Genomic DNA, 17,158 nt, shown 5'->3' on the forward strand with positions numbered 1-17,158 from the left:
GGGGGAGAGGTATGAAAAGAATAGTCTTTACAGGCGGTGGTTCGGCTGGACATGTGACACCTAATTTAGCAATTATTCCACATTTGCAAAAAAAGGGCTGGGATATTTCTTATATAGGTTCTCATCAAGGGATTGAAAAAACGATTATAGAGAACGAAGGAATTCCATACTATGGTATAGCGAGCGGAAAGTTACGCCGTTATTTTGATTTGAAAAATATAAAAGATCCTTTTCTCGTTATGAAGGGTGTTATGGATGCTTATGTACGAATAAGAAAATTAAAACCTGATGTTATTTTTTCAAAGGGTGGTTTTGTATCTGTACCAGTAGTAATTGGCGGATGGTTAAATCGTATTCCAGTCTTGTTACATGAATCGGATATGACACCAGGACTAGCGAATAAAATTGCACTCCGTTTTGCTTCAAAAATATTTGTTACGTTTGAAGAAGCTGCACAACATTTGCCAACAGAAAAGGTGGTTTATACAGGTTCGCCTGTGAGGGAAGAAGTGCTACGTGGAAATCGTGAAAAAGGATTACACTTTCTTCGGTTCCATACTAGAAAACCAGTTATCACGGTTATGGGAGGAAGTCTAGGGGCAAAGAAAATCAATGAAACAGTACGAGAAGCATTGCCACAGCTCCTTAAAAATTATCAAGTTGTTCACCTATGCGGAAAAGGAAATCTAGACGAGACGTTACAAGGTATAGAAGGGTATAGGCAATTTGAATATGTGCACGGAGAATTGCCAGATGTGTTAGGGGCAACTGATTTTGTCATCTCACGAGCTGGATCGAATGCGATTTTTGAATTTTTAACATTGCAAAAACCGATGCTTTTAATTCCATTACCGAAAGCTTCAAGCCGCGGAGATCAAATTTTAAATGCACAATCGTTTGAAAGACAAGGGTATGCAGCGGTTTTATATGAAGAAACTGTAACAGTGACATCCCTTATGAAGCATATAGAAGAGTTAAATCATAATTGTGAGAAGTATAAAAAAGAATTAAAAAAGTATAGTGGAAAAGAAGCAGTACAGACCATTATGAAATATATTACGGAGGCGTGATTTCTAAAAAATCATGTCTTTTTTAGTAGAATGAAAGGTTCGAAGAATTACTTTATTTATGTTACAATAACAGAGATTTAATAGGGGAATTCCAGTTCTTTGAGCGTGAAAATACGAATGGATTAGGAGTGACTGTGTTGGAGCTGAGTCTCTATGAAAATACCGCTCTGATTATATGTTTTGTGCTATACGTTGGTAGTGTTATTATTTACATTTCAAGAAAATTTTCACAAGAACGAAACTTAGAAAAATCGGAAATAACAGCTGAGTTAGAGATGTTAGCCGATGAAAGTGATAAAAAGCAAAAAATAAGAGAAAAGCATGAGGCACCCCACCATTTAAACGCAAAATAAGTTTTGAAGGTGGGGATTTCTTTTGGCGAAATCCTTCTCTATTATTATCATTAACGCTAAAAAAGGAGTTTTCCTTTGGTTTTATAAATAAGGAGCTAATTCATATGAATTTCTATATTGCATCAAGTTTTCAAAACAAACATCTTGTTCAATTTGTAGCGAGTCAATTGAAAGAAGCGGGATGGCATCATACATATAATTGGACTCAAAATGAAAGAGCGACAAATAGAGAACAATTACAGAAGATTGGTCAAGCAGAAAAGCAGGCGATACAAAACGCTGATGTTTTTCTACTTTTATTAGATGGCGGAAATGGGAGTCACACGGAGCTAGGTATGGCTATTGCGCTAGAGAAGAAAATCTATATGTATCATAAAAACAATCCGCTTCAAACAACGTTTTACCATTTACCAGAAGTGGATATTTTTCAAGGGGAAGTGGAGGAGTTTGTTTCATACGTCATGAATAAAGGAGACGCATAGATCATGCAGGTTTATGATACGATATACGGTAATTTTGAAATAGACGGTGTATTAGAAGAACTATTACAAACAGAAGCTATGCAAAGGCTGAAGAAAATTCATCAAGTTGGAGCGAGCTTTCTTGTAAAACCAGAGTGGAATATAACTCGTTATGAGCATTCAATTGGAGTTATGCTTCTTGTGAAAATGCTGGGTGGGGGTGAAGCGGAACAAATTGCAGCATTGCTTCACGATGCATCACATACTGCTTTTTCACACGTTGTAGATCGTGTATTACATAAAAAAGATGAAGACTATCATGAACATATTTTTGATACAGTCATTGAAAACTCGGATATCCCGCTCATTTTGAAAAAGTATGGATATGATTCTAAAATGCTTCAAAACTGGGAACAATGGATGCTGTTGGAACAACCACTACCAGCTCTATGCGCAGATCGTATAGATTATACACTTCGCGATTTATATACATATGGAATGATTTCAAAACAAGAAGTTCTTACATTTTTAAATCAATTAATTGTCCATGAAAAACAAATCTGTCTTAGTACGCTAGAGGCGGCAGAGTGGTTTACAACAGTCTATTATAAAGAAACAATTGATTTTTTTCTACATCCATTAGGCTCATATAGTTATCATGTATTAACAAAAGTTTTGCAACTAGCGTTAGAAAAGCATGTGATACATACTGAAGATTTCTTGTGCGATGATGAGGTAGTGCTTCAAAAATTGAAATGTTGTCTTGATGAAGAGATAACGAGTGTATTGGCTACTTTACATCCAAATGTAATAGTAGAAGAGAATAATCAAGAGTATGATATTTGTTACTCGGGTGGGAAGGAACGCTTAATTGATCCACATGTCTATATGAATGGTAAAATATATAAAGCGTCTCGTTTATCTGAACATGTAAGGTTATGCAATCAAAATGCGAAAGAGAACTTCAATCAAAATATATATTTAAAAATAAAGAAAGCATAAAGGAGTTATAAATATGAAATTAGAACAAGGATGGGAAACAAGCTTTTTAGAAGTTATACAAAAAAGTGAATTCAAAAAAGGTGCACTGCGTAGTCAGCTACTTTGTGCAGACGGAGAAGAAGTAGAAGAACTTGCAGACGATTATGGATATGATGAAATTGTAAATCGTGAACATGATGAAGAACTCGCAGAAATTTTAGGTGAAGAACTCTTTAGTGAAATGGAACGTTATGTATTTCTATCTTCACAACCTGAAGAAAAACTTATTTCATTTGTAAATGGGTTAGGATTTCATATTTTAGATTGGATTGTTCTACTTGAAACAGAATTCGGTATAGATAGTGCAGTATTTTCATCGGATGCAGTAAAAATGTTAGAAAAACGTTTTAGACAGTTTCCGTATATAGAAGATAAGACAATTTTTGATATGACAATTGGAGAAGCGATGAATGTATTAGAGTCTGTTACAGGGTTACAATTGAAAGAGAAGATGAGTATATAATAGTGAAAATGAAAAAGAACGTGATAATCTCACGTTCTTTTTTTACATAATAATAATTTTGTCAGTTAATTTTTTTTGTCCTGTAAGAAGTGCATTTAAATACTCGACTTTTCGTATACAAGATTGAATGTGTTTTTCAACTTCTTGTAACTCTGCCTGATGATGGGTTTCAATCGGATGAATTTGCACGTTAAACTTTTCAAATTGGCTGCTGTATGTTATTTCTGCATAGCCACTCATAATATCGGTTTGGTTATGAAATAAGAATTGTTTTGTTTCCTCACAGTATGTTACATCTTGAAATCCATATGATTTTAATGCTTCGATTACTTTTGTAATAATTGTTATATCCATTTTTCTCCCTCTTTACGAAGTTCTGCTTTTCCATTATAACATGAAATAAATTTAAGAAAGCGTTTCCAAGTGCGGTTTTTCCTAATTTTCACGTATAATTTATAAAAATGACACAAAGAAAAAATAATTGTAATAAAGGAAGGACTCTTTTGCTGTTTCATCATATATATACAGAAATAGTGTGATGAAAGGAAACTTTCCGAGGAGAAGGTAGTATGCCAAAGTTGAGCGCAGTAAAAGGGGTGAGAATTTTGAATTTTGATATTACAGGACAAAAAGCGTATGTAAAAGATGGACCGTATCGGAATCGCATTGGAATTGTAAAGCAAAAAGAAAAGCAGGAAGGATCAAGTTTTTTCCTTGTTATTGACGATCAAGTCGTTGATGTGGAACTAAAAGATATCGTTTTAGTAGGGGTAGATGTGCGGCAGTTTCATGAATGGTGCGAACACAATGGCTATTTGTAAAAGGGACGGGCTGTGAAGAGGAACTTTTATTTTTATTATGTGCTTGAAAAGGTTATATCAATAGATAATGATGATGGGGATATTATGCTCAATATAGGAGCATATATCCTTTTTCTGTTTATACACTTGGTAACGAAGAAAGTTTTTATATGTAATATTCAGAAATAAAAGAAAATCATTTGATATAGTAATAAATTTCCATTAAGCTATAAATAGAAACATTGTAATAACGCTGCAATAAAATGTTCAAATGGATAATCAAACATGGGGGAAATCAAATGAACTTAATGCAAAAAGCAATAGATATGGCAAAAATATATAAACAAAACCAAAAAGTAGAAGCGATTCTTTTAGCAGGATCCGTATCAAGAAACTGGCAAGATGAAAATTCAGATATAGAGTTACATATTTTATGGTCAGCACCGCCAGAAGATGAAGATCGTGAAGGGCCTATTAAACGTATTGATGGGACAGTTTTATCGTATCATCCGTATGAAGAGGAAGAGTGGTCTGAATCTTATGTAACGAAAGATGGGATTAAATTAGAAATAAGTAACTTTTTATCCGTAACGGTTGAACGTTTTATTTCTGATGTGGTGGAAAAGTATGAAACTGATTATGAGAAACAATGTATTGTAGCCTCAATTCATGATGGTGTGAGTTTGTATGGTGAAGACAAAATTAGGGGGCTAAAAGATAGAGTCGCAGATTATCCATTGGAACTTTCTAGACAAATGATTGTAGAGAATCTTTTGCTAAGTAATCGCTGGCATAACCGTGAAGCACTTTTAAAACGAAAAGATTGGCTTATGCTATACGATGTAATTTGTGATGTACAGAAGAATGTATTTGGTGTTTTGTTCGGCCTTAATAAAATGTATGTGCATCACCCTGCATTTAAATGGATGCCTTTTAATATCAAACGAATGACAATAAAACCGGAAAACCTTTATGAGCGAATGACGAATATCTTGATGGGAAATCCGGAAAACAGTGTGAAGGATTTGGAATTATTAATCGAAGAAGTATTGATTTCGGCGGAGAAACAAATTCCAGAATTGGATCTTTGGGAGCAAAAGAAACAGATTTGTTATGTGAAGTAATGATGATAGAGTGGTGGTGTTATGGAATATATCATGGATAGAGCATATGCACGTGAGTTACTTGAACGTGCATATAAACAAAATCCTGGACCTTGGTATAAACATTCGATAAATGTTGCCCAAGCTACTGAAAACATAATCTTGGAATTTATGAAACAAGGATATGATGTGAATGATAATTTGGCTTATAATGCAGGGTTGCTTCATGACATTGGTAGGTATAAAGGTTTTACAAAATCTGTTATACATTCTTATGATGGATACATGTACTTAGAACAATTAGGATTTAGAGGGAATGCGATTAAATGTGTAACACATTCATTTCCTTGTAGGAATAAAGACATAGAAATCGCGGCTGATTGGAGTCTTGTTCCTCCAGATATGAAAATGAAGCTTGTAGTGATATTAAATGCAAACAGTAACTATGATTTATACGATAAAGTTATTACTCTTTGTGATGCCCTAGCTGATGAAAAGGGATTTACTACCCTTGAAAAAAGATTGATTTTAGTTGGATTGAGACACGGCACCAATGCTCACACTTCTGTTCATTGGAAAGGTTTTTATGAAATAAAAAAAGAAATAGAATCTTTGATGGGAATGAGTGTATACAGACTTCTTCCGGGAGTTGAGGAATCGATTTATACTGATATTCAGTATTAAAAATTGTATTGTATGAAGGGGTGAGTGAAATGAGAAAAAATATGTGCTTGTTTATGATAATTCTAGTGTTTTTGAGTTTAATTGGATGTTCCAATATTACAAGTTCTTCAAAAACTTCTTCATCAACTGAACAAAAAGAGGAAAAAGAAACATCAATAGTATTTGAGAAAAAACAAATAAAAGAAATGAATTTAGTGAGGATAGATCAAGATAATATTTCTAAAGCAGGAACGGATAATGAAGATCTAGTAAATCAGATTGTTACAGCAATCAAAGCTGGTACATCTAAAAAATATCTTTAGATAAAAAAGCAAGGGATGCTGTACATGCTAATATGGAAGTTATTTTTAAGGATGATTCTAAGGAAAGTTTGTTAGTCTGGGTAGATGATAAAAATAACATTATAATCGCAAAAGATGTAGATAAAGGTTCTGTTCAAGGAATTCAAATAAATGAGGATGTTCCTAAAATAGTATTAAATTTTTTAAAACAGGTATAAGGAATAAAAAAAAGGAATGCTATATCAATTAGCATTCCTTTTTATGAAAGTTTCTCTTTCTTATGAAGCAACTTCTTCGCTTTTCACATCATCTTGATTATACGTATCGTGATCTAATTCACCAAGCCATTTGCTAGAAATAAGACCTGCTGTCATTGATCCGCTTACGTTAAGAGCTGTACGACCCATATCGATTAATGGCTCAACAGAGATAAGAAGAGCAACAATCCCGATTGGTAAGTTCATTGTTGAAAGGACGATTAATGCTGCGAATGTTGCTCCGCCGCCTACACCAGCAACACCGAATGAGCTAATAGCGACAACTGCGATTAAAGTTAAAATAAATTGTGGTTGTAATGGATCAATTCCTACAGTTGGAGCGACCATCATCGCCAGCATAGCTGGATAAATACCTGCGCAACCATTTTGACCGATAGATACCCCGAAGGAAGCAGCAAAGTTTGCAATTCCTTCTGAAACACCAAGTTTTTCTTTTTGTGCTTCAATATTTAGTGGCATTGTACCTGCACTAGAACGAGAAGTGAAGGCGAATGTTAATACTGGGAATACCTTTTTCAAATATTGAATTGGATTTAAACCAGAAAGAGCAATTAATAATAAGTGAATAACAAACATAACGATAAGTGCTACGTAAGATGCTAAAACAAAGTTACCGAGTTTTAAAATGGCACTTACATCACTACCAGCGACTGTTTTTGTCATAAGAGCTAATACGCCATATGGAGTAAGGCGTAAAATTAATGTTACCATACGCATTACAATTGCATAGACAGCATCAAGCATTTTCTTAAATAACTCTGCTTGTTCTGGATATTTTCTTTTCACACCGATAAAGGCGATTCCAATGAACGCTGCAAAGATTACAACAGAAATTGTCGAAGTTGGACGTGCACCAGTTAAATCAAGAAATGGATTTGTAGGTAATAACTCCAATAATTTTTGTGGAATTGGTGTTTGTTCAATTGAACTGAATTTTTCTTCCACTAATTTTAAGCGAGCCGTTTCTGCATCACCTTGTTGTAAGCCAGTTGCTTGAACGTCAAACCCTGCGCTTGCTGCGATACCAACAGCTGCAGCGATTCCAGTTGTAAGAATTAAAATTCCAATAATAAGTCCGCTAATTTTACCAAGGTTACTTGTTAATTTTAATTTTGTAAATGCCGAGATAATAGAAACTAGAATAAGTGGCATAACGATCATTTGTAGTAATTTCACATACCCACTACCAATTAAGCTAAACCAGTTATTCGAATCCACGATAATTTTAGAAGTAGGTTCATAGATAAATTGTAAGATAAGGCCAAATACAATTCCGACCCCTAAAGCAGTAAATACGCGTTTATTAAATGATACATGCTTGCGCTGCATATAATACAATATGCCAACTAATACGAGCATGACCGCTATGTTAATACCGACTAGCAGTGTATTCATGATAATTCCCCCTAATTCCAATCTGTTATATAGAATATATTTCAATAAAACCTATAAGTCAACTAGGTAATTAGAGAAAATAAAAAAAGATGGCAATTTGCCATCTTTTTAATGCCCAGCGCCAGGGACAAGTAGAAATGTTGTATAGTATGTAAACCCAATGAAGAAAACAGTTAAATATGCCCCGAATACGTATATATACATACGCTCTGTTAATTTTAAATAGCTTAAAAGTACGAAGAATCCTGTTTGTCCTAAAAATAATAGTGCAGTTGCGTGCATATCCCCTAAGTAAAACATAACCGAGAAAATTCCAGTCCAAAAGCCGAGAACGCGAAACATGCGCTCCATGCAATCTCCCTCCTTTTCTAAAAAAGTAAACCTCTCTTCATTATAGTTTATTTTTCTTACTATTGTAAATATTTGCGAAAAAAGAAAAGAAGCCAAATCAAATTGACTTCTTTTTGACACAATTTCATATAAAAACAAGTTATAGCTGAACTTTGTAGTTACAAGATTTACATCCGTCTAATAAATTATCATGTCGTGTTAATTCCATGCCCGGAAATAGGATTTCAAAAATTCCCTTCATCATATCGCTATGCATATGGCAAACTTCTTCAGGATGATGGACAGCAACTTCTTTGAATGGGCAATTGTACACGTCATAGAAAATTTGTGTACCATCTGTGCTTAATTCAAATGAAGGGGATAGGCCAGCAGTTGATAATGCTTCTTTTGCAATTTGAACTTTGTGTTCTAATGTTAATGAATCTTCATTAATGTTTAAATGCTGCATATGTTGTTCCATTAATTCTTTACCAAATTGTTTGCCTGTTTCATATAGTGCTTTTTCACCGGCTGCACCGAGGCTAAGCAATGAATTAAAAGCGATTTTTGCTAATAATTGATAATCGCGAAATGGGAATTGTAGCTGAATTAAGTCTTCAGACAATACATATAATCTGCTTGGTCTGCCGCCTTTTCCCGTTTTCTTTGTTTCAGATCGCAACATATTGACATCTTCTAATTTTGATAAATGTAGCCGTGCTACGTTTGGATGGATATTAAATTCATCTGCGATTTCTTGTACAGTTACGTAACTATGTTTTTGAGAAATATATTTATAAATATAATAACGAGTTGGATCAGATAGTACACCTGTAATTTTTAAAGCTTGTTCCATGAGGATCTCCACCTTTATCACTTTATCCAAGATAATAACATTATAATACAGATAAAGTTGCTTATAGGTAATTTTAGTCAATAATTCAGAAATTGTTCATAATTTCACAAACATATTTTCCCTCTTTTCTCTGTTGAAAATACGAAAGTCGCTATTTTTCTTTTATATTTCCGCATGATATATACATAGTGAGGAGGAGATCATTATGAATGGTGTTGAACATTTTGCCAATACAATTATGAAGGAAGCATGTGCATTACAGGCATCCGATTTACATATCGTGCCGCGACAAGCAGATGCAGTCATACAATTGCGCATTGGAAAAGATTTAGTAACGAAGCATTGTATTGGAAAGGAATTTGGAGAAAGACTTGTTTCGCATTTTAAATTTTTAGCATCTATGGATATAGGGGAGAGACGTAAGCCACAAAATGGATCATTGTATTTACAAATTGAGGGGCAAGAAGTGCACTTGCGTCTTTCTACACTACCAACTGTGTATTTAGAAAGCCTCGTCATTCGTTTACACTTGCAAGCGTCGGTTCAACCACTTTCCCATCTTTCTTTATTTCCAAGCTCGGCAAAAACACTTCTCTCTTTTGTACATCATTCTCATGGATTACTCGTGTTTACTGGGCCGACAGGATCTGGGAAAACAACGACAATGTATGCTTTGTTAGAGGTAGCCAAAAAGGGACAAACACGTCGTATTGTTACACTTGAGGATCCGATCGAAAAGAGAAAGGATGGCTTGTTACAAATTCAGATTAATGAAAAAGCAGGTATCACGTACACAACTGGTTTAAAAGCGATTTTGCGCCATGATCCTGATATTATTTTAGTTGGTGAAATTCGTGATGAAGAAACAGCAAAAGTAGCTGTGCGTGCGAGTTTAACAGGCCATTTAGTAATGACAACATTGCATACAAACGATGCAAAAGGAGCTGTGTTACGTTTGATGGACTATGGGATTACGCGGCAAGAAATTGAGCAATCATTGCTTGCTGTGGCAGCACAGCGTCTTGTTGAATTGAAGTGTCCATTTTGCAAAGGGAAATGTTCACCGTTATGTAAAGCAATGAGGCAAGTGCGGCAAGCAAGCGTTTATGAGTTGTTATATGGCCATGAATTGAAAAAAGCTATTTGTGAAGCGAATGGAGAGCGTGTAACCTATCATTATGAAACGTTGCAATCATGTATAAGAAAAGGATATGCCTTAGGCTTTTTAGAAGAGGATGTTTATGTTTGAACGAAAAGGGTGGCGATTACATGAACAAGTCTTGTTATTAAGAAGACTTGGGGAATTGTTAGAAAAGGGCTATTCACTTTTGCAAGCATTGGAGTTTCTGCAGTTTCAGTTATCTTCTCAAAAACAAATTCAATTGCAACATATTGCAGAAGAATTAAAAAATGGTCGAAGCATTCATGATGCTTTTCACCAACTTATGTTTCATCCAGACATATTAAGTTATTTATTCTATGCACAGCGGCATGGGGATATTTCTTTTGCGTTGCAACAAGGAAGTGTACTACTGCATAGAAAAGATAAACATCAAAAAGATATGATGAAAGTGCTTCGTTACCCGATATTTTTATCTTTTTTTCTATTAGGGATACTTGCTGTATTCAATTTCGTTTTGCTTCCACAATTTGAAACATTATATAGTTCCTTGCGCGCTTCTTCTGTTTCATTTACCGATCATATTATGCTCCTTATTCGAATGCTTCCGTACATGATTGGAGGATTTTTTCTCTGCCTCGTTTTAGGAACATGTATATATGTATTTTATATACAAAAACTTCCCCCAGTTCAAAGAATGAATATTATGATTTGTATTCCTCTTATAAAAACATTTCTTATTTTAACAAATTCTCATTATTTCTCTGTTCAATTAAGCGGCTTATTACAAGGAGGACTATCGGTACTAGAAGCCTTAACGTTAATGGTTGAACAAAAACATCACCCGTTTTTTCAATGTGAAGCCACTCGAATTGAAGAATTATTAATCGCGGGAGAACAGTTGGATTCTATTATTATGAAGAGCGGTTATTACGAGAAGGAACTGTCTTACGTGATTGCGCATGGACAAGCAAACGGAAACTTAGCGACAGAATTAGGAGACTATAGTGAATTAACGATTGAAAAAATGGAAGGAAAGATTCAACGTATTTTAGTCATTATTCAACCACTTTTGTTTACATGTATTGGTATAATTGTTGTTCTTATGTATTTAGCGATGATTATGCCGATGTTTCAAATGATGAATTCTATTTAGGAGGTAGTTTAAATGAAAAATGAAAAAGGATTTACTCTTTTAGAAATGTTATTAGTGATGGTCGTTATTTCAGTATTACTTTTATTAATTATTCCAAATGTAATTAAACAGCGCTCTTCCGTACAAGGAAAAGGTTGCGATGCATACGTGAAGTCTGTCGAAGCGCAAGTGCAAGCTTATCAATTAGAAAAGAATAAGATACCAACAGTAGATGAATTAGTGAAAGAAAAGTATATTACTTCTACAACGTGTCCAAAAGGGGAACCGATTAGTATTTCAAGTGAGGACGGCACAGTATCTGTTGGTAAATCGTGAAACAAAAAGGATTTACATTTTTAGAGATGCTTCTTGTCTTATTCATCATTTCTATATTAAGCGTCGTCACTTACTTTAATGTTGCTCCGTTATATGAAAAGCAAAAGGTAGAGCAGTTTTTGAAGCAATTTTCACAAGATATTTTGTATATGCAGCAGTTAGCTATAAACCGCCGGAATCTTCATATGCTGCGATGGAGTCCTGAGAAACATATGTACAGTATTTGGGAATCTGGGGATGAGCGTTCCCTTTTTATCCGGGAATATGAACGAGATATAAAAATTGATTTGAATACTTTTCCAAATCCAATGACCTATAATGCAAATGGAAATATAAACAAAGCTGGTACAATTCTACTTTCTTATCGCTCACGCACCTATGAAATTGTATTTCAACTTGGGAGAGGAAGATTTACGTATCGTGAAGTGTCAAAAAGGATCGGTTATGCTGGAAATGCTTGTATCGTTAAGTTTATTAATGATGGCTGTGTCGCTATTACTTCCGCAAACACTCCTCATCATGCAAGAAAGAAAAAATATTCAATTTCGGTATAAAGCACATTCATTGTTGAAGAGGGAAGCAGCACTATATATGTATCAAAATCAGCTAAAGCAGCAAAAAGAGGAGGCGATAGATGGCGTTGTGTACTGGATACATTGGCGGGAAGAAGAAGTTTGTACAATTTGGAAAGATACCAAACAAAGAAGGATGGAACAATGTCGTCATGTCAAAAAGTAAAGAGGTAGAAGCAGGATTTACGTTATTAGAAATGATGTTATGTTTATTGTTTTTATCTATTTTCTTTCTTCTTGTGCCGCGCCTCCATAATTTATTTATCGAGAAACCATATTCAAAGCAAATAAACAGTTGGGAATGGAATGTGTTCCTGGAACAAGTACAATTAGAGTTTCGAGAGAGTAAAACCGGGAAAGGTGTCGAGTTAGAGAATAAAGAAGCTCTAATACTTTTTCAAATGAGTAACGGTGCGAATGTAACATATGAAATGTTAGGAAATAATATCGTGAGAAAAGTAAATACGTTAGGAATGGAAATTCTATTACAAAAGGTAAATTCGGTTTTTTATGACTTAACACCTTATATGTTAATTATACATGTGCAAGATATAAGCGGTAAAATGTATCACGGTGTAGCAACGCGCTACACACCCATTGAGTTGAAGACATGAGAAAACAAGATGGTTTTGCGATGCCGGGAACGTTAATTCTTCTCTTCTTACTATTTTCATTCTTTATATATGAAATAAATATGTTGAAATCTGATCAAAGATTTTATAAGGAGGCGCAGCAAAAATTTTTGTTAGAAGAGATTGCTGATCAAGCAGTCTCCTCTATAAAGGATGATTTGCAGGAAAAAGAACAAAATGCAGTATTTTCGTTTCGATACGAAAATGGTGAAGCGAGCGGGAATTATGTATTTGAAAATGAAATTATATTTGTCGCATTGCAGTGTATGACGAAACAAAATCGCTCTTATAAAGTGAACTTTCAGTACGATAAAATAAATAAAAGAGTTATGAATTGGGTGGAAGAGAGATGAGGAAGAAGTTACATGACCATTACGTTTTGTTCTTGATAACAAATTAAGGACAAAACATTTTTTATTAATTTGTGCAAGTAGTATATAAAATAAACCACGTTAGCTTATCTTTCGTTATAATACAAATAATTAAACAGACAGAAAAGAGGTAACAAAATGAAATCCATTTACATAACAGGCTTTATGGGAGCCGGAAAAACAACAATTGGGAGGATGCTAAGTGAGCAACTCCATATTCCAGTTGTAGATACAGATCAAAAAATTGAAGAGAAGCAAAGGAAGGAAATTCGTGATATTTTTGCAGAAGAAGGGGAAAATGCATTTCGTCAATATGAAAGTGAAATGCTGCGTTCGTTATTAACGAGTAATGTAATTATTACAACGGGTGGTGGCATCGTGGAACGCGCAGAGAATCGTCAGTGGATGAAAGAGAATGGAACCGTCGTGTATTTATATTGTGATCCATATGTTATTGCAGAGCGCCTTCGTGAAGATACGACACGTCCATTATTTCAAAAAGAAAATATTGAGGCGTTTGTGGAGAAGTTTGAGAACCGCCGGGCATATTATGAAGAAGCGGATATATATATTGATACGACAAATAAAAGTGTGGAAGAGATTATGGGGGAGCTACTGCGTAAGATTAATGCGTAAAAAAGTGGACATACTAATCAAGTAGAGGTGATGATATGTCTACTAATGATTATGTGCGTTTTATGACGCAACAATTTGTATCGTATATGGATGCTCCAAAAGAGGATCGAAAGCAAAAGAAAGAGCAGCGCCGTGCTGAAAAAGCGCCGTTTTTAAATAGATGGTTCGGTATGATGCCGCTTAGCGCTGCTTTGTTTTATCAAAACGTTAAGAAGAAACGAAAAAAATCAAGTTAATAAAAATTGGAATGATTTACCGCTAGTAATGATGCTGGGCGGTATAGTACAATTTTTGCGATGAGTGTATACTTGTCATCGATTCGACAGATAAACCTATAAAAATCCCCCTGTACATATATTGTACAGGGGGATTTTTATTATTTCTTATGATAGTTTTTAACTTATTGTGTAGATTCTTTCTGTTCAGTTACTGAGTGTATTTTATTATTAACCCATACAAATCCTATCCCAATACATATGGAAATTCCCCAGCCAACAGCGGTCATGAGTGCTCTCATTTCACCATATCCTTCTACACCAAAAACAGAAATGAAATAGATTTTTAAAAAGCTTTTTAAAATGAATTGGAGACCAAAAAATAGTGTTAAATATTGCAAGGCTGGATATATGCGTTTGTCACGGTAAAGAGTGCGGCTCTTATCTCGGTCATGTCCTTGCAAGGCTGCGATATCAGCTGCGAAATATAACATGAGTGGTTTTTTAATAAAGATTGTACAGATGACAATGCATCCGAGTACGATATGATAATATGCGTCATTCCATAGCATTCTCTCAGCAGAACCAGATAGTAAGTCTACTGTCGTGTTAGCAATAAGGGTAATAAGAATAAAGAACCCTGTAACGTTGAACTGCTTTTCTTTCTTAAAGCAGTACAGTGTATAAAGAATTCCCGGTACTGAGGAAATAAGCATTGCATAATAAGGATCAATATGCGTTTTTGCAAATTTCCAAATGAGAAAAGGGAAGACGAGATAAAATACAATATCGAATATAGCTTTCTTATTTTGATTCATTTTGTGCCTCCTTAGTTATAGATATATTTTACAATACAATTTCTGAATATTGTACAAGATTAATTGATAATTGTAATCAAATTAAAATTATTTTAATTTAGTGTTGACTTTAATTTGATAACTTGTATATAATACAAATTGTAATCATTACAAATTAGAAATTAATCTCAATTAGCTTCAGGAGGATGAATATAGATATGACAAAACGTTTAGTAGGGAAACAAGCACCACGTTTCGAAATGAGTGCAGTAATGCCAAATAAAGAATTTAAAAATGTTAGTTTAGAAGAAAACATGAAAAATGATAAATGGACAGTATTATATTTCTATCCAATGGACTTCACCTTCGTTTGTCCAACAGAAATCATTGCACTATCTGATCGCTACGATGAGTTCGAAGATTTAGATGCGGAAGTAATCGGTGTTTCTACAGATACAGTACACACACATTTAGCATGGATTAACACAGATCGTACAAAGAATGGTTTAGGCGACTTACGTTACCCATTAGCAGCTGATACAAACCATGTTGTATCAAGCGAATACGGCGTGTTATTAGAAGATGAAGGAATCGCACTACGTGGATTATTCATCATTAGTCCAGAAGGCGAATTAATGTACCAAGTTGTACACCATAACAATATTGGACGTGAAGTAGACGAAGTATTACGTGTATTACAAGCATTGCAAACAGGCGGCCTTTGCCCAGCAAATTGGAAACCAGGACAAGAAACTCTATAATTTATAAGTCGTAGGAGGAATAGATAGAATGAAATTACGTGAACAAATGCCATCATTAGAAGGTGCAACAGAAATTTTAAACGACGCAGTAACGCGTGAAGATTTAATTGGAGATAAGCCAACATTAATTCACTTTTGGTCTGTAAGCTGTTACTTATGTAAAGAAGCAATGCCAGAAGTAAATGAATTACGTGATGAGTATGATGATCGCTTAAACGTTGTAGCAGTTCATATGCCTCGCTCAGAAGAAGATTTAGACTTAGCAGTAATTGAAAAAATGGCAGAAAGCCACGATATCATTCAACCAATTTTAGTTGATAGTAAACATGCGATCACAGATGCATTTGAAAATAAATATGTTCCTGCTTACTACGTATTTGATAAAGAAGGAAAACTTCGTCATTTCCAAGCAGGCGGCAGCGGTATGCCAATGCTTCGCAAACGTCTTGAGCGTGTACTAAACGAAGCAAACGAAGCGTAAGTTATAGTTTAGTAGAAATAAAAAAGATTGCCCCTAGCGTGGTAATCTTTTTTATTATATAATAATTAAAACGCTTTCATTTTTTAAAAATTTGTTCACAAAATTGACGAAAAAATACATTATTCCTATCGTCATGTTGTTTTATAATGAAACTAATCATCTATACATGCATACAATATTGTGAAATAAATAACATAAATAATCTATATAAATGTAAACGTTATCAAAAAAGAGAGGTGGAGACAATGAGTAAATTTTTCTTTAATCATAATCCAGCAACATTAGAGGACGGAAGGCTTGTAGAATATGCTGAAATTATTTATGGAGCAGGTGGCCGTTCTGTATTAGAAAATTTAATGGTGAAAGCATCTATCAGGTTGCGTGATCGTTATCCACATAAATCTGACGAACAGATCTCTCATCTCGTAAATCAAGGCTTACACGATATGTTTCAGAAATATGTGAAGGAATAAGAGGAGCGAAAAGCTTCTCTTATTTTAATGAATAAGGAATGCTTCTATAGCTGAAAATAAGGAGGAATTTAAAAGGGCAAGGAGTGAAAAAGATGAGTAATGGTGTAGGGCGTTCGAAGAAAAATCTTCCAACAGATGCAAACCATGTGAGTGCAAAAGATAGAGAATATCAAAAGCGAATGACAGAAAAGAAGCAACAAGAACATAACGATGGTCGAAAGTATAATGGAAAAATATAAGAAAAGCTCCTTCTCATTGAAGTGACCCCTGTCAAGTAGACTGTATTCAAAAAGCACAACTAAGTAACCTGAGTTCTATATTTATATGGACTCAGGTTATTTAATTTCTTTTGAAATCTTTGGTGATTATAAAAGTGTATATATTTGCGCACGGCAAATTTAACCTCATCAGCTTTACGGAAAGAGTATAAATGAAAACACTCTGACTTAAAGTGGCTGAAGAAGTTTTCTATACAAGCATTGTCCCAACAGTTTCCCTTCCGAGACATACTAGC

The 17,158-nt window shown here is 34.5% G+C and carries 28 protein-coding genes and 1 pseudogene; 23 read left to right on the forward strand and 6 right to left on the reverse strand.

Going from position 1 to position 17,158, the window contains the following annotated elements:
• Nucleotides 1-11: 11 nt before the first annotated feature.
• From C568_RS0120410 to C568_RS0120430, 5 genes are all read left to right on the forward strand, one after another.
• Nucleotides 12-1,070 carry an undecaprenyldiphospho-muramoylpentapeptide beta-N-acetylglucosaminyltransferase gene (locus C568_RS0120410; RefSeq protein ID WP_018782568.1) on the forward strand — a complete coding sequence of 353 codons (1,059 nt, stop codon included), beginning with the start codon at nucleotides 12-14 and terminating at the stop codon, nucleotides 1,068-1,070.
• Between the two features lie 80 nt (nucleotides 1,071-1,150).
• Nucleotides 1,151-1,423 carry a DUF3966 domain-containing protein gene (locus C568_RS0120415; RefSeq protein WP_026008572.1) on the forward strand — a complete coding sequence of 91 codons (273 nt, stop codon included), beginning with the start codon at nucleotides 1,151-1,153 and terminating at the stop codon, nucleotides 1,421-1,423.
• Nucleotides 1,424-1,527: 104 nt separating this feature from the next.
• Nucleotides 1,528-1,905, forward strand: a complete 378-nt coding sequence (locus C568_RS0120420; protein ID WP_003200399.1) for a nucleoside 2-deoxyribosyltransferase — start codon at nucleotides 1,528-1,530, stop codon at nucleotides 1,903-1,905.
• Between the two features lie 3 nt (nucleotides 1,906-1,908).
• Entirely contained in the window at nucleotides 1,909-2,886 is a 978-nt protein-coding gene (locus tag C568_RS0120425) for an HD domain-containing protein (RefSeq protein WP_018782569.1), read from the forward strand.
• A 13-nt stretch (nucleotides 2,887-2,899) separates the two neighbouring features.
• A complete protein-coding gene (locus C568_RS0120430; RefSeq protein ID WP_003200401.1) occupies nucleotides 2,900-3,388 on the forward strand; it encodes a hypothetical protein in 489 nt (162 codons plus the stop codon).
• Between the two features lie 42 nt (nucleotides 3,389-3,430).
• Here C568_RS0120430 and C568_RS0120435 read toward each other — a convergent pair whose 3' ends face one another.
• Nucleotides 3,431-3,742 (reverse strand): hypothetical protein, encoded by a 312-nt coding sequence (locus C568_RS0120435; protein ID WP_003200402.1) that lies wholly within the window; start codon nucleotides 3,740-3,742, stop codon nucleotides 3,431-3,433.
• A 251-nt stretch (nucleotides 3,743-3,993) separates the two neighbouring features.
• On the opposite strand from C568_RS0120435, the gene C568_RS0120440 reads away from it, so the two are divergent.
• The 5 genes from C568_RS0120440 to C568_RS35655 all read left to right on the forward strand — a co-directional run bounded on the left by C568_RS0120440 (nucleotide 3,994) and on the right by C568_RS35655 (nucleotide 6,474).
• Nucleotides 3,994-4,209 (forward strand): DUF3912 family protein, encoded by a 216-nt coding sequence (locus C568_RS0120440; protein ID WP_026008571.1) that lies wholly within the window; start codon nucleotides 3,994-3,996, stop codon nucleotides 4,207-4,209.
• Nucleotides 4,210-4,487: 278 nt separating this feature from the next.
• On the forward strand, nucleotides 4,488-5,312 hold the full coding sequence (locus C568_RS0120445) for a DUF4037 domain-containing protein (RefSeq protein ID WP_018782570.1): 825 nt from the start codon (nucleotides 4,488-4,490) through the stop codon (nucleotides 5,310-5,312).
• A 21-nt stretch (nucleotides 5,313-5,333) separates the two neighbouring features.
• A complete protein-coding gene (locus C568_RS0120450) occupies nucleotides 5,334-5,975 on the forward strand; it encodes an HD domain-containing protein (protein ID WP_018782571.1) in 642 nt (213 codons plus the stop codon).
• A 29-nt stretch (nucleotides 5,976-6,004) separates the two neighbouring features.
• A complete protein-coding gene (locus C568_RS35650) occupies nucleotides 6,005-6,277 on the forward strand; it encodes a hypothetical protein (RefSeq protein WP_231398942.1) in 273 nt (90 codons plus the stop codon).
• A 32-nt stretch (nucleotides 6,278-6,309) separates the two neighbouring features.
• Nucleotides 6,310-6,474, forward strand: a complete 165-nt coding sequence (locus tag C568_RS35655) for a hypothetical protein (protein WP_231398944.1) — start codon at nucleotides 6,310-6,312, stop codon at nucleotides 6,472-6,474.
• A 60-nt stretch (nucleotides 6,475-6,534) separates the two neighbouring features.
• Here C568_RS35655 and C568_RS0120460 read toward each other — a convergent pair whose 3' ends face one another.
• The 3 genes from C568_RS0120460 to C568_RS0120470 all read right to left on the reverse strand — a co-directional run bounded on the left by C568_RS0120460 (nucleotide 6,535) and on the right by C568_RS0120470 (nucleotide 9,115).
• Complete coding sequence (locus C568_RS0120460) at nucleotides 6,535-7,950, reverse strand: L-cystine transporter (protein ID WP_003200409.1); 1,416 nt, start codon at nucleotides 7,948-7,950, stop codon at nucleotides 6,535-6,537.
• 87 nt (nucleotides 7,951-8,037) lie between these two features.
• The gene (locus C568_RS0120465) at nucleotides 8,038-8,280 is read right to left on the reverse strand and encodes a DUF2626 domain-containing protein (protein ID WP_006096019.1); all 243 of its coding nucleotides are present in this window, start codon (nucleotides 8,278-8,280) and stop codon (nucleotides 8,038-8,040) included.
• Between the two features lie 139 nt (nucleotides 8,281-8,419).
• Complete coding sequence (locus C568_RS0120470; protein WP_003200412.1) at nucleotides 8,420-9,115, reverse strand: helix-turn-helix transcriptional regulator; 696 nt, start codon at nucleotides 9,113-9,115, stop codon at nucleotides 8,420-8,422.
• Between the two features lie 205 nt (nucleotides 9,116-9,320).
• Here C568_RS0120470 and comGA point away from each other — a divergent pair, with 205 nt between their 5' ends.
• From comGA to C568_RS0120510, 9 genes and pseudogenes are all read left to right on the forward strand, one after another.
• Nucleotides 9,321-10,364, forward strand: a complete 1,044-nt coding sequence (gene comGA, locus C568_RS0120475; protein WP_006096020.1) for a competence type IV pilus ATPase ComGA — start codon at nucleotides 9,321-9,323, stop codon at nucleotides 10,362-10,364.
• The gene (comGB, locus tag C568_RS0120480) at nucleotides 10,351-11,391 is read left to right on the forward strand and encodes a competence type IV pilus assembly protein ComGB (protein WP_029427561.1); all 1,041 of its coding nucleotides are present in this window, start codon (nucleotides 10,351-10,353) and stop codon (nucleotides 11,389-11,391) included. The genes comGA and comGB overlap by 14 nt, the downstream gene beginning before the upstream one ends.
• Before the next feature lie 12 nt (nucleotides 11,392-11,403).
• Entirely contained in the window at nucleotides 11,404-11,706 is a 303-nt protein-coding gene (comGC, locus tag C568_RS0120485; protein ID WP_003200417.1) for a competence type IV pilus major pilin ComGC, read from the forward strand.
• Nucleotides 11,703-12,146: pseudogene (comGD, locus tag C568_RS0120490) on the forward strand (competence type IV pilus minor pilin ComGD); the annotation flags it as partial. The gene comGC and the pseudogene comGD, both read left to right, overlap by 4 nt.
• A complete protein-coding gene (gene comGE / locus C568_RS35660; protein WP_231398946.1) occupies nucleotides 12,127-12,444 on the forward strand; it encodes a competence type IV pilus minor pilin ComGE in 318 nt (105 codons plus the stop codon). The pseudogene comGD and the gene comGE, both read left to right, overlap by 20 nt.
• Nucleotides 12,341-12,892: a competence type IV pilus minor pilin ComGF gene (gene comGF, locus C568_RS0120495; RefSeq protein WP_018782574.1), complete on the forward strand. Its 552-nt coding sequence runs from the start codon at nucleotides 12,341-12,343 to the stop codon at nucleotides 12,890-12,892. The genes comGE and comGF overlap by 104 nt, the downstream gene beginning before the upstream one ends.
• Nucleotides 12,889-13,263, forward strand: a complete 375-nt coding sequence (comGG, locus tag C568_RS0120500; RefSeq protein ID WP_018765812.1) for a competence type IV pilus minor pilin ComGG — start codon at nucleotides 12,889-12,891, stop codon at nucleotides 13,261-13,263. Before comGF ends, comGG begins: the two co-directional genes overlap by 4 nt.
• Before the next feature lie 156 nt (nucleotides 13,264-13,419).
• Complete coding sequence (locus C568_RS0120505) at nucleotides 13,420-13,917, forward strand: shikimate kinase (protein ID WP_003200427.1); 498 nt, start codon at nucleotides 13,420-13,422, stop codon at nucleotides 13,915-13,917.
• A 35-nt stretch (nucleotides 13,918-13,952) separates the two neighbouring features.
• Nucleotides 13,953-14,153 carry a YqzE family protein gene (locus C568_RS0120510; protein ID WP_016116311.1) on the forward strand — a complete coding sequence of 67 codons (201 nt, stop codon included), beginning with the start codon at nucleotides 13,953-13,955 and terminating at the stop codon, nucleotides 14,151-14,153.
• A gap of 164 nt (nucleotides 14,154-14,317) precedes the next feature.
• Here the strand turns inward: C568_RS0120510 and C568_RS0120515 are convergent, their stop codons facing one another.
• Nucleotides 14,318-14,950, reverse strand: coding sequence for a VC0807 family protein (locus C568_RS0120515; protein ID WP_018782575.1), 633 nt, complete (start codon nucleotides 14,948-14,950; stop codon nucleotides 14,318-14,320).
• A 197-nt stretch (nucleotides 14,951-15,147) separates the two neighbouring features.
• Between C568_RS0120515 and C568_RS0120520 the strand changes: the two genes are divergently transcribed.
• The 4 genes from C568_RS0120520 (at nucleotide 15,148) to C568_RS34835 (ending at nucleotide 16,883) form a co-directional block, all read left to right on the forward strand.
• Nucleotides 15,148-15,690 (forward strand): peroxiredoxin, encoded by a 543-nt coding sequence (locus C568_RS0120520; protein WP_016116309.1) that lies wholly within the window; start codon nucleotides 15,148-15,150, stop codon nucleotides 15,688-15,690.
• A 28-nt stretch (nucleotides 15,691-15,718) separates the two neighbouring features.
• On the forward strand, nucleotides 15,719-16,171 hold the full coding sequence (locus C568_RS0120525) for a TlpA disulfide reductase family protein (RefSeq protein ID WP_003200263.1): 453 nt from the start codon (nucleotides 15,719-15,721) through the stop codon (nucleotides 16,169-16,171).
• Nucleotides 16,172-16,416: 245 nt separating this feature from the next.
• Nucleotides 16,417-16,644, forward strand: a complete 228-nt coding sequence (locus C568_RS0120530; protein WP_003200265.1) for a hypothetical protein — start codon at nucleotides 16,417-16,419, stop codon at nucleotides 16,642-16,644.
• 92 nt (nucleotides 16,645-16,736) lie between these two features.
• Entirely contained in the window at nucleotides 16,737-16,883 is a 147-nt protein-coding gene (locus C568_RS34835) for a hypothetical protein (RefSeq protein WP_016116306.1), read from the forward strand.
• A 59-nt stretch (nucleotides 16,884-16,942) separates the two neighbouring features.
• Here C568_RS34835 and C568_RS36525 read toward each other — a convergent pair whose 3' ends face one another.
• Nucleotides 16,943-17,152 carry an IS3 family transposase gene (locus C568_RS36525; protein ID WP_081623636.1) on the reverse strand — a complete coding sequence of 70 codons (210 nt, stop codon included), beginning with the start codon at nucleotides 17,150-17,152 and terminating at the stop codon, nucleotides 16,943-16,945.
• Nucleotides 17,153-17,158: the final 6 nt, after the last annotated feature.

Source organism: Bacillus sp. 95MFCvi2.1 (assembly GCF_000374965.1).
GTDB lineage: Bacteria > Bacillota > Bacilli > Bacillales > Bacillaceae_G > Bacillus_A > Bacillus_A pseudomycoides.

Coding starts and splice junctions, on each gene's coding strand:
- C568_RS0120410 (WP_018782568.1), top strand. CDS start 12: ATGAAAAGAATAGTCTTTACAGGCGGTGGTTCGGCTGGACATGTGACA.
- C568_RS0120420 (WP_003200399.1), top strand. CDS start 1,528: ATGAATTTCTATATTGCATCAAGTTTTCAAAACAAACATCTTGTTCAA.
- C568_RS0120425 (WP_018782569.1), top strand. CDS start 1,909: ATGCAGGTTTATGATACGATATACGGTAATTTTGAAATAGACGGTGTA.
- C568_RS0120430 (WP_003200401.1), top strand. CDS start 2,900: ATGAAATTAGAACAAGGATGGGAAACAAGCTTTTTAGAAGTTATACAA.
- C568_RS0120435 (WP_003200402.1), bottom strand. CDS start 3,742: ATGGATATAACAATTATTACAAAAGTAATCGAAGCATTAAAATCATAT.
- C568_RS0120445 (WP_018782570.1), top strand. CDS start 4,488: ATGAACTTAATGCAAAAAGCAATAGATATGGCAAAAATATATAAACAA.
- C568_RS0120450 (WP_018782571.1), top strand. CDS start 5,334: ATGGAATATATCATGGATAGAGCATATGCACGTGAGTTACTTGAACGT.
- C568_RS35650 (WP_231398942.1), top strand. CDS start 6,005: ATGAGAAAAAATATGTGCTTGTTTATGATAATTCTAGTGTTTTTGAGT.
- C568_RS35655 (WP_231398944.1), top strand. CDS start 6,310: ATGGAAGTTATTTTTAAGGATGATTCTAAGGAAAGTTTGTTAGTCTGG.
- C568_RS0120465 (WP_006096019.1), bottom strand. CDS start 8,280: ATGGAGCGCATGTTTCGCGTTCTCGGCTTTTGGACTGGAATTTTCTCG.
- C568_RS0120470 (WP_003200412.1), bottom strand. CDS start 9,115: ATGGAACAAGCTTTAAAAATTACAGGTGTACTATCTGATCCAACTCGT.
- comGA (WP_006096020.1), top strand. CDS start 9,321: ATGAATGGTGTTGAACATTTTGCCAATACAATTATGAAGGAAGCATGT.
- comGB (WP_029427561.1), top strand. CDS start 10,351: ATGTTTATGTTTGAACGAAAAGGGTGGCGATTACATGAACAAGTCTTG.
- comGC (WP_003200417.1), top strand. CDS start 11,404: ATGAAAAATGAAAAAGGATTTACTCTTTTAGAAATGTTATTAGTGATG.
- comGF (WP_018782574.1), top strand. CDS start 12,341: ATGGCGTTGTGTACTGGATACATTGGCGGGAAGAAGAAGTTTGTACAA.
- comGG (WP_018765812.1), top strand. CDS start 12,889: ATGAGAAAACAAGATGGTTTTGCGATGCCGGGAACGTTAATTCTTCTC.
- C568_RS0120505 (WP_003200427.1), top strand. CDS start 13,420: ATGAAATCCATTTACATAACAGGCTTTATGGGAGCCGGAAAAACAACA.
- C568_RS0120510 (WP_016116311.1), top strand. CDS start 13,953: ATGTCTACTAATGATTATGTGCGTTTTATGACGCAACAATTTGTATCG.
- C568_RS0120515 (WP_018782575.1), bottom strand. CDS start 14,950: ATGAATCAAAATAAGAAAGCTATATTCGATATTGTATTTTATCTCGTC.
- C568_RS0120520 (WP_016116309.1), top strand. CDS start 15,148: ATGACAAAACGTTTAGTAGGGAAACAAGCACCACGTTTCGAAATGAGT.
- C568_RS0120525 (WP_003200263.1), top strand. CDS start 15,719: ATGAAATTACGTGAACAAATGCCATCATTAGAAGGTGCAACAGAAATT.
- C568_RS0120530 (WP_003200265.1), top strand. CDS start 16,417: ATGAGTAAATTTTTCTTTAATCATAATCCAGCAACATTAGAGGACGGA.
- C568_RS34835 (WP_016116306.1), top strand. CDS start 16,737: ATGAGTAATGGTGTAGGGCGTTCGAAGAAAAATCTTCCAACAGATGCA.
- C568_RS36525 (WP_081623636.1), bottom strand. CDS start 17,152: ATGTCTCGGAAGGGAAACTGTTGGGACAATGCTTGTATAGAAAACTTC.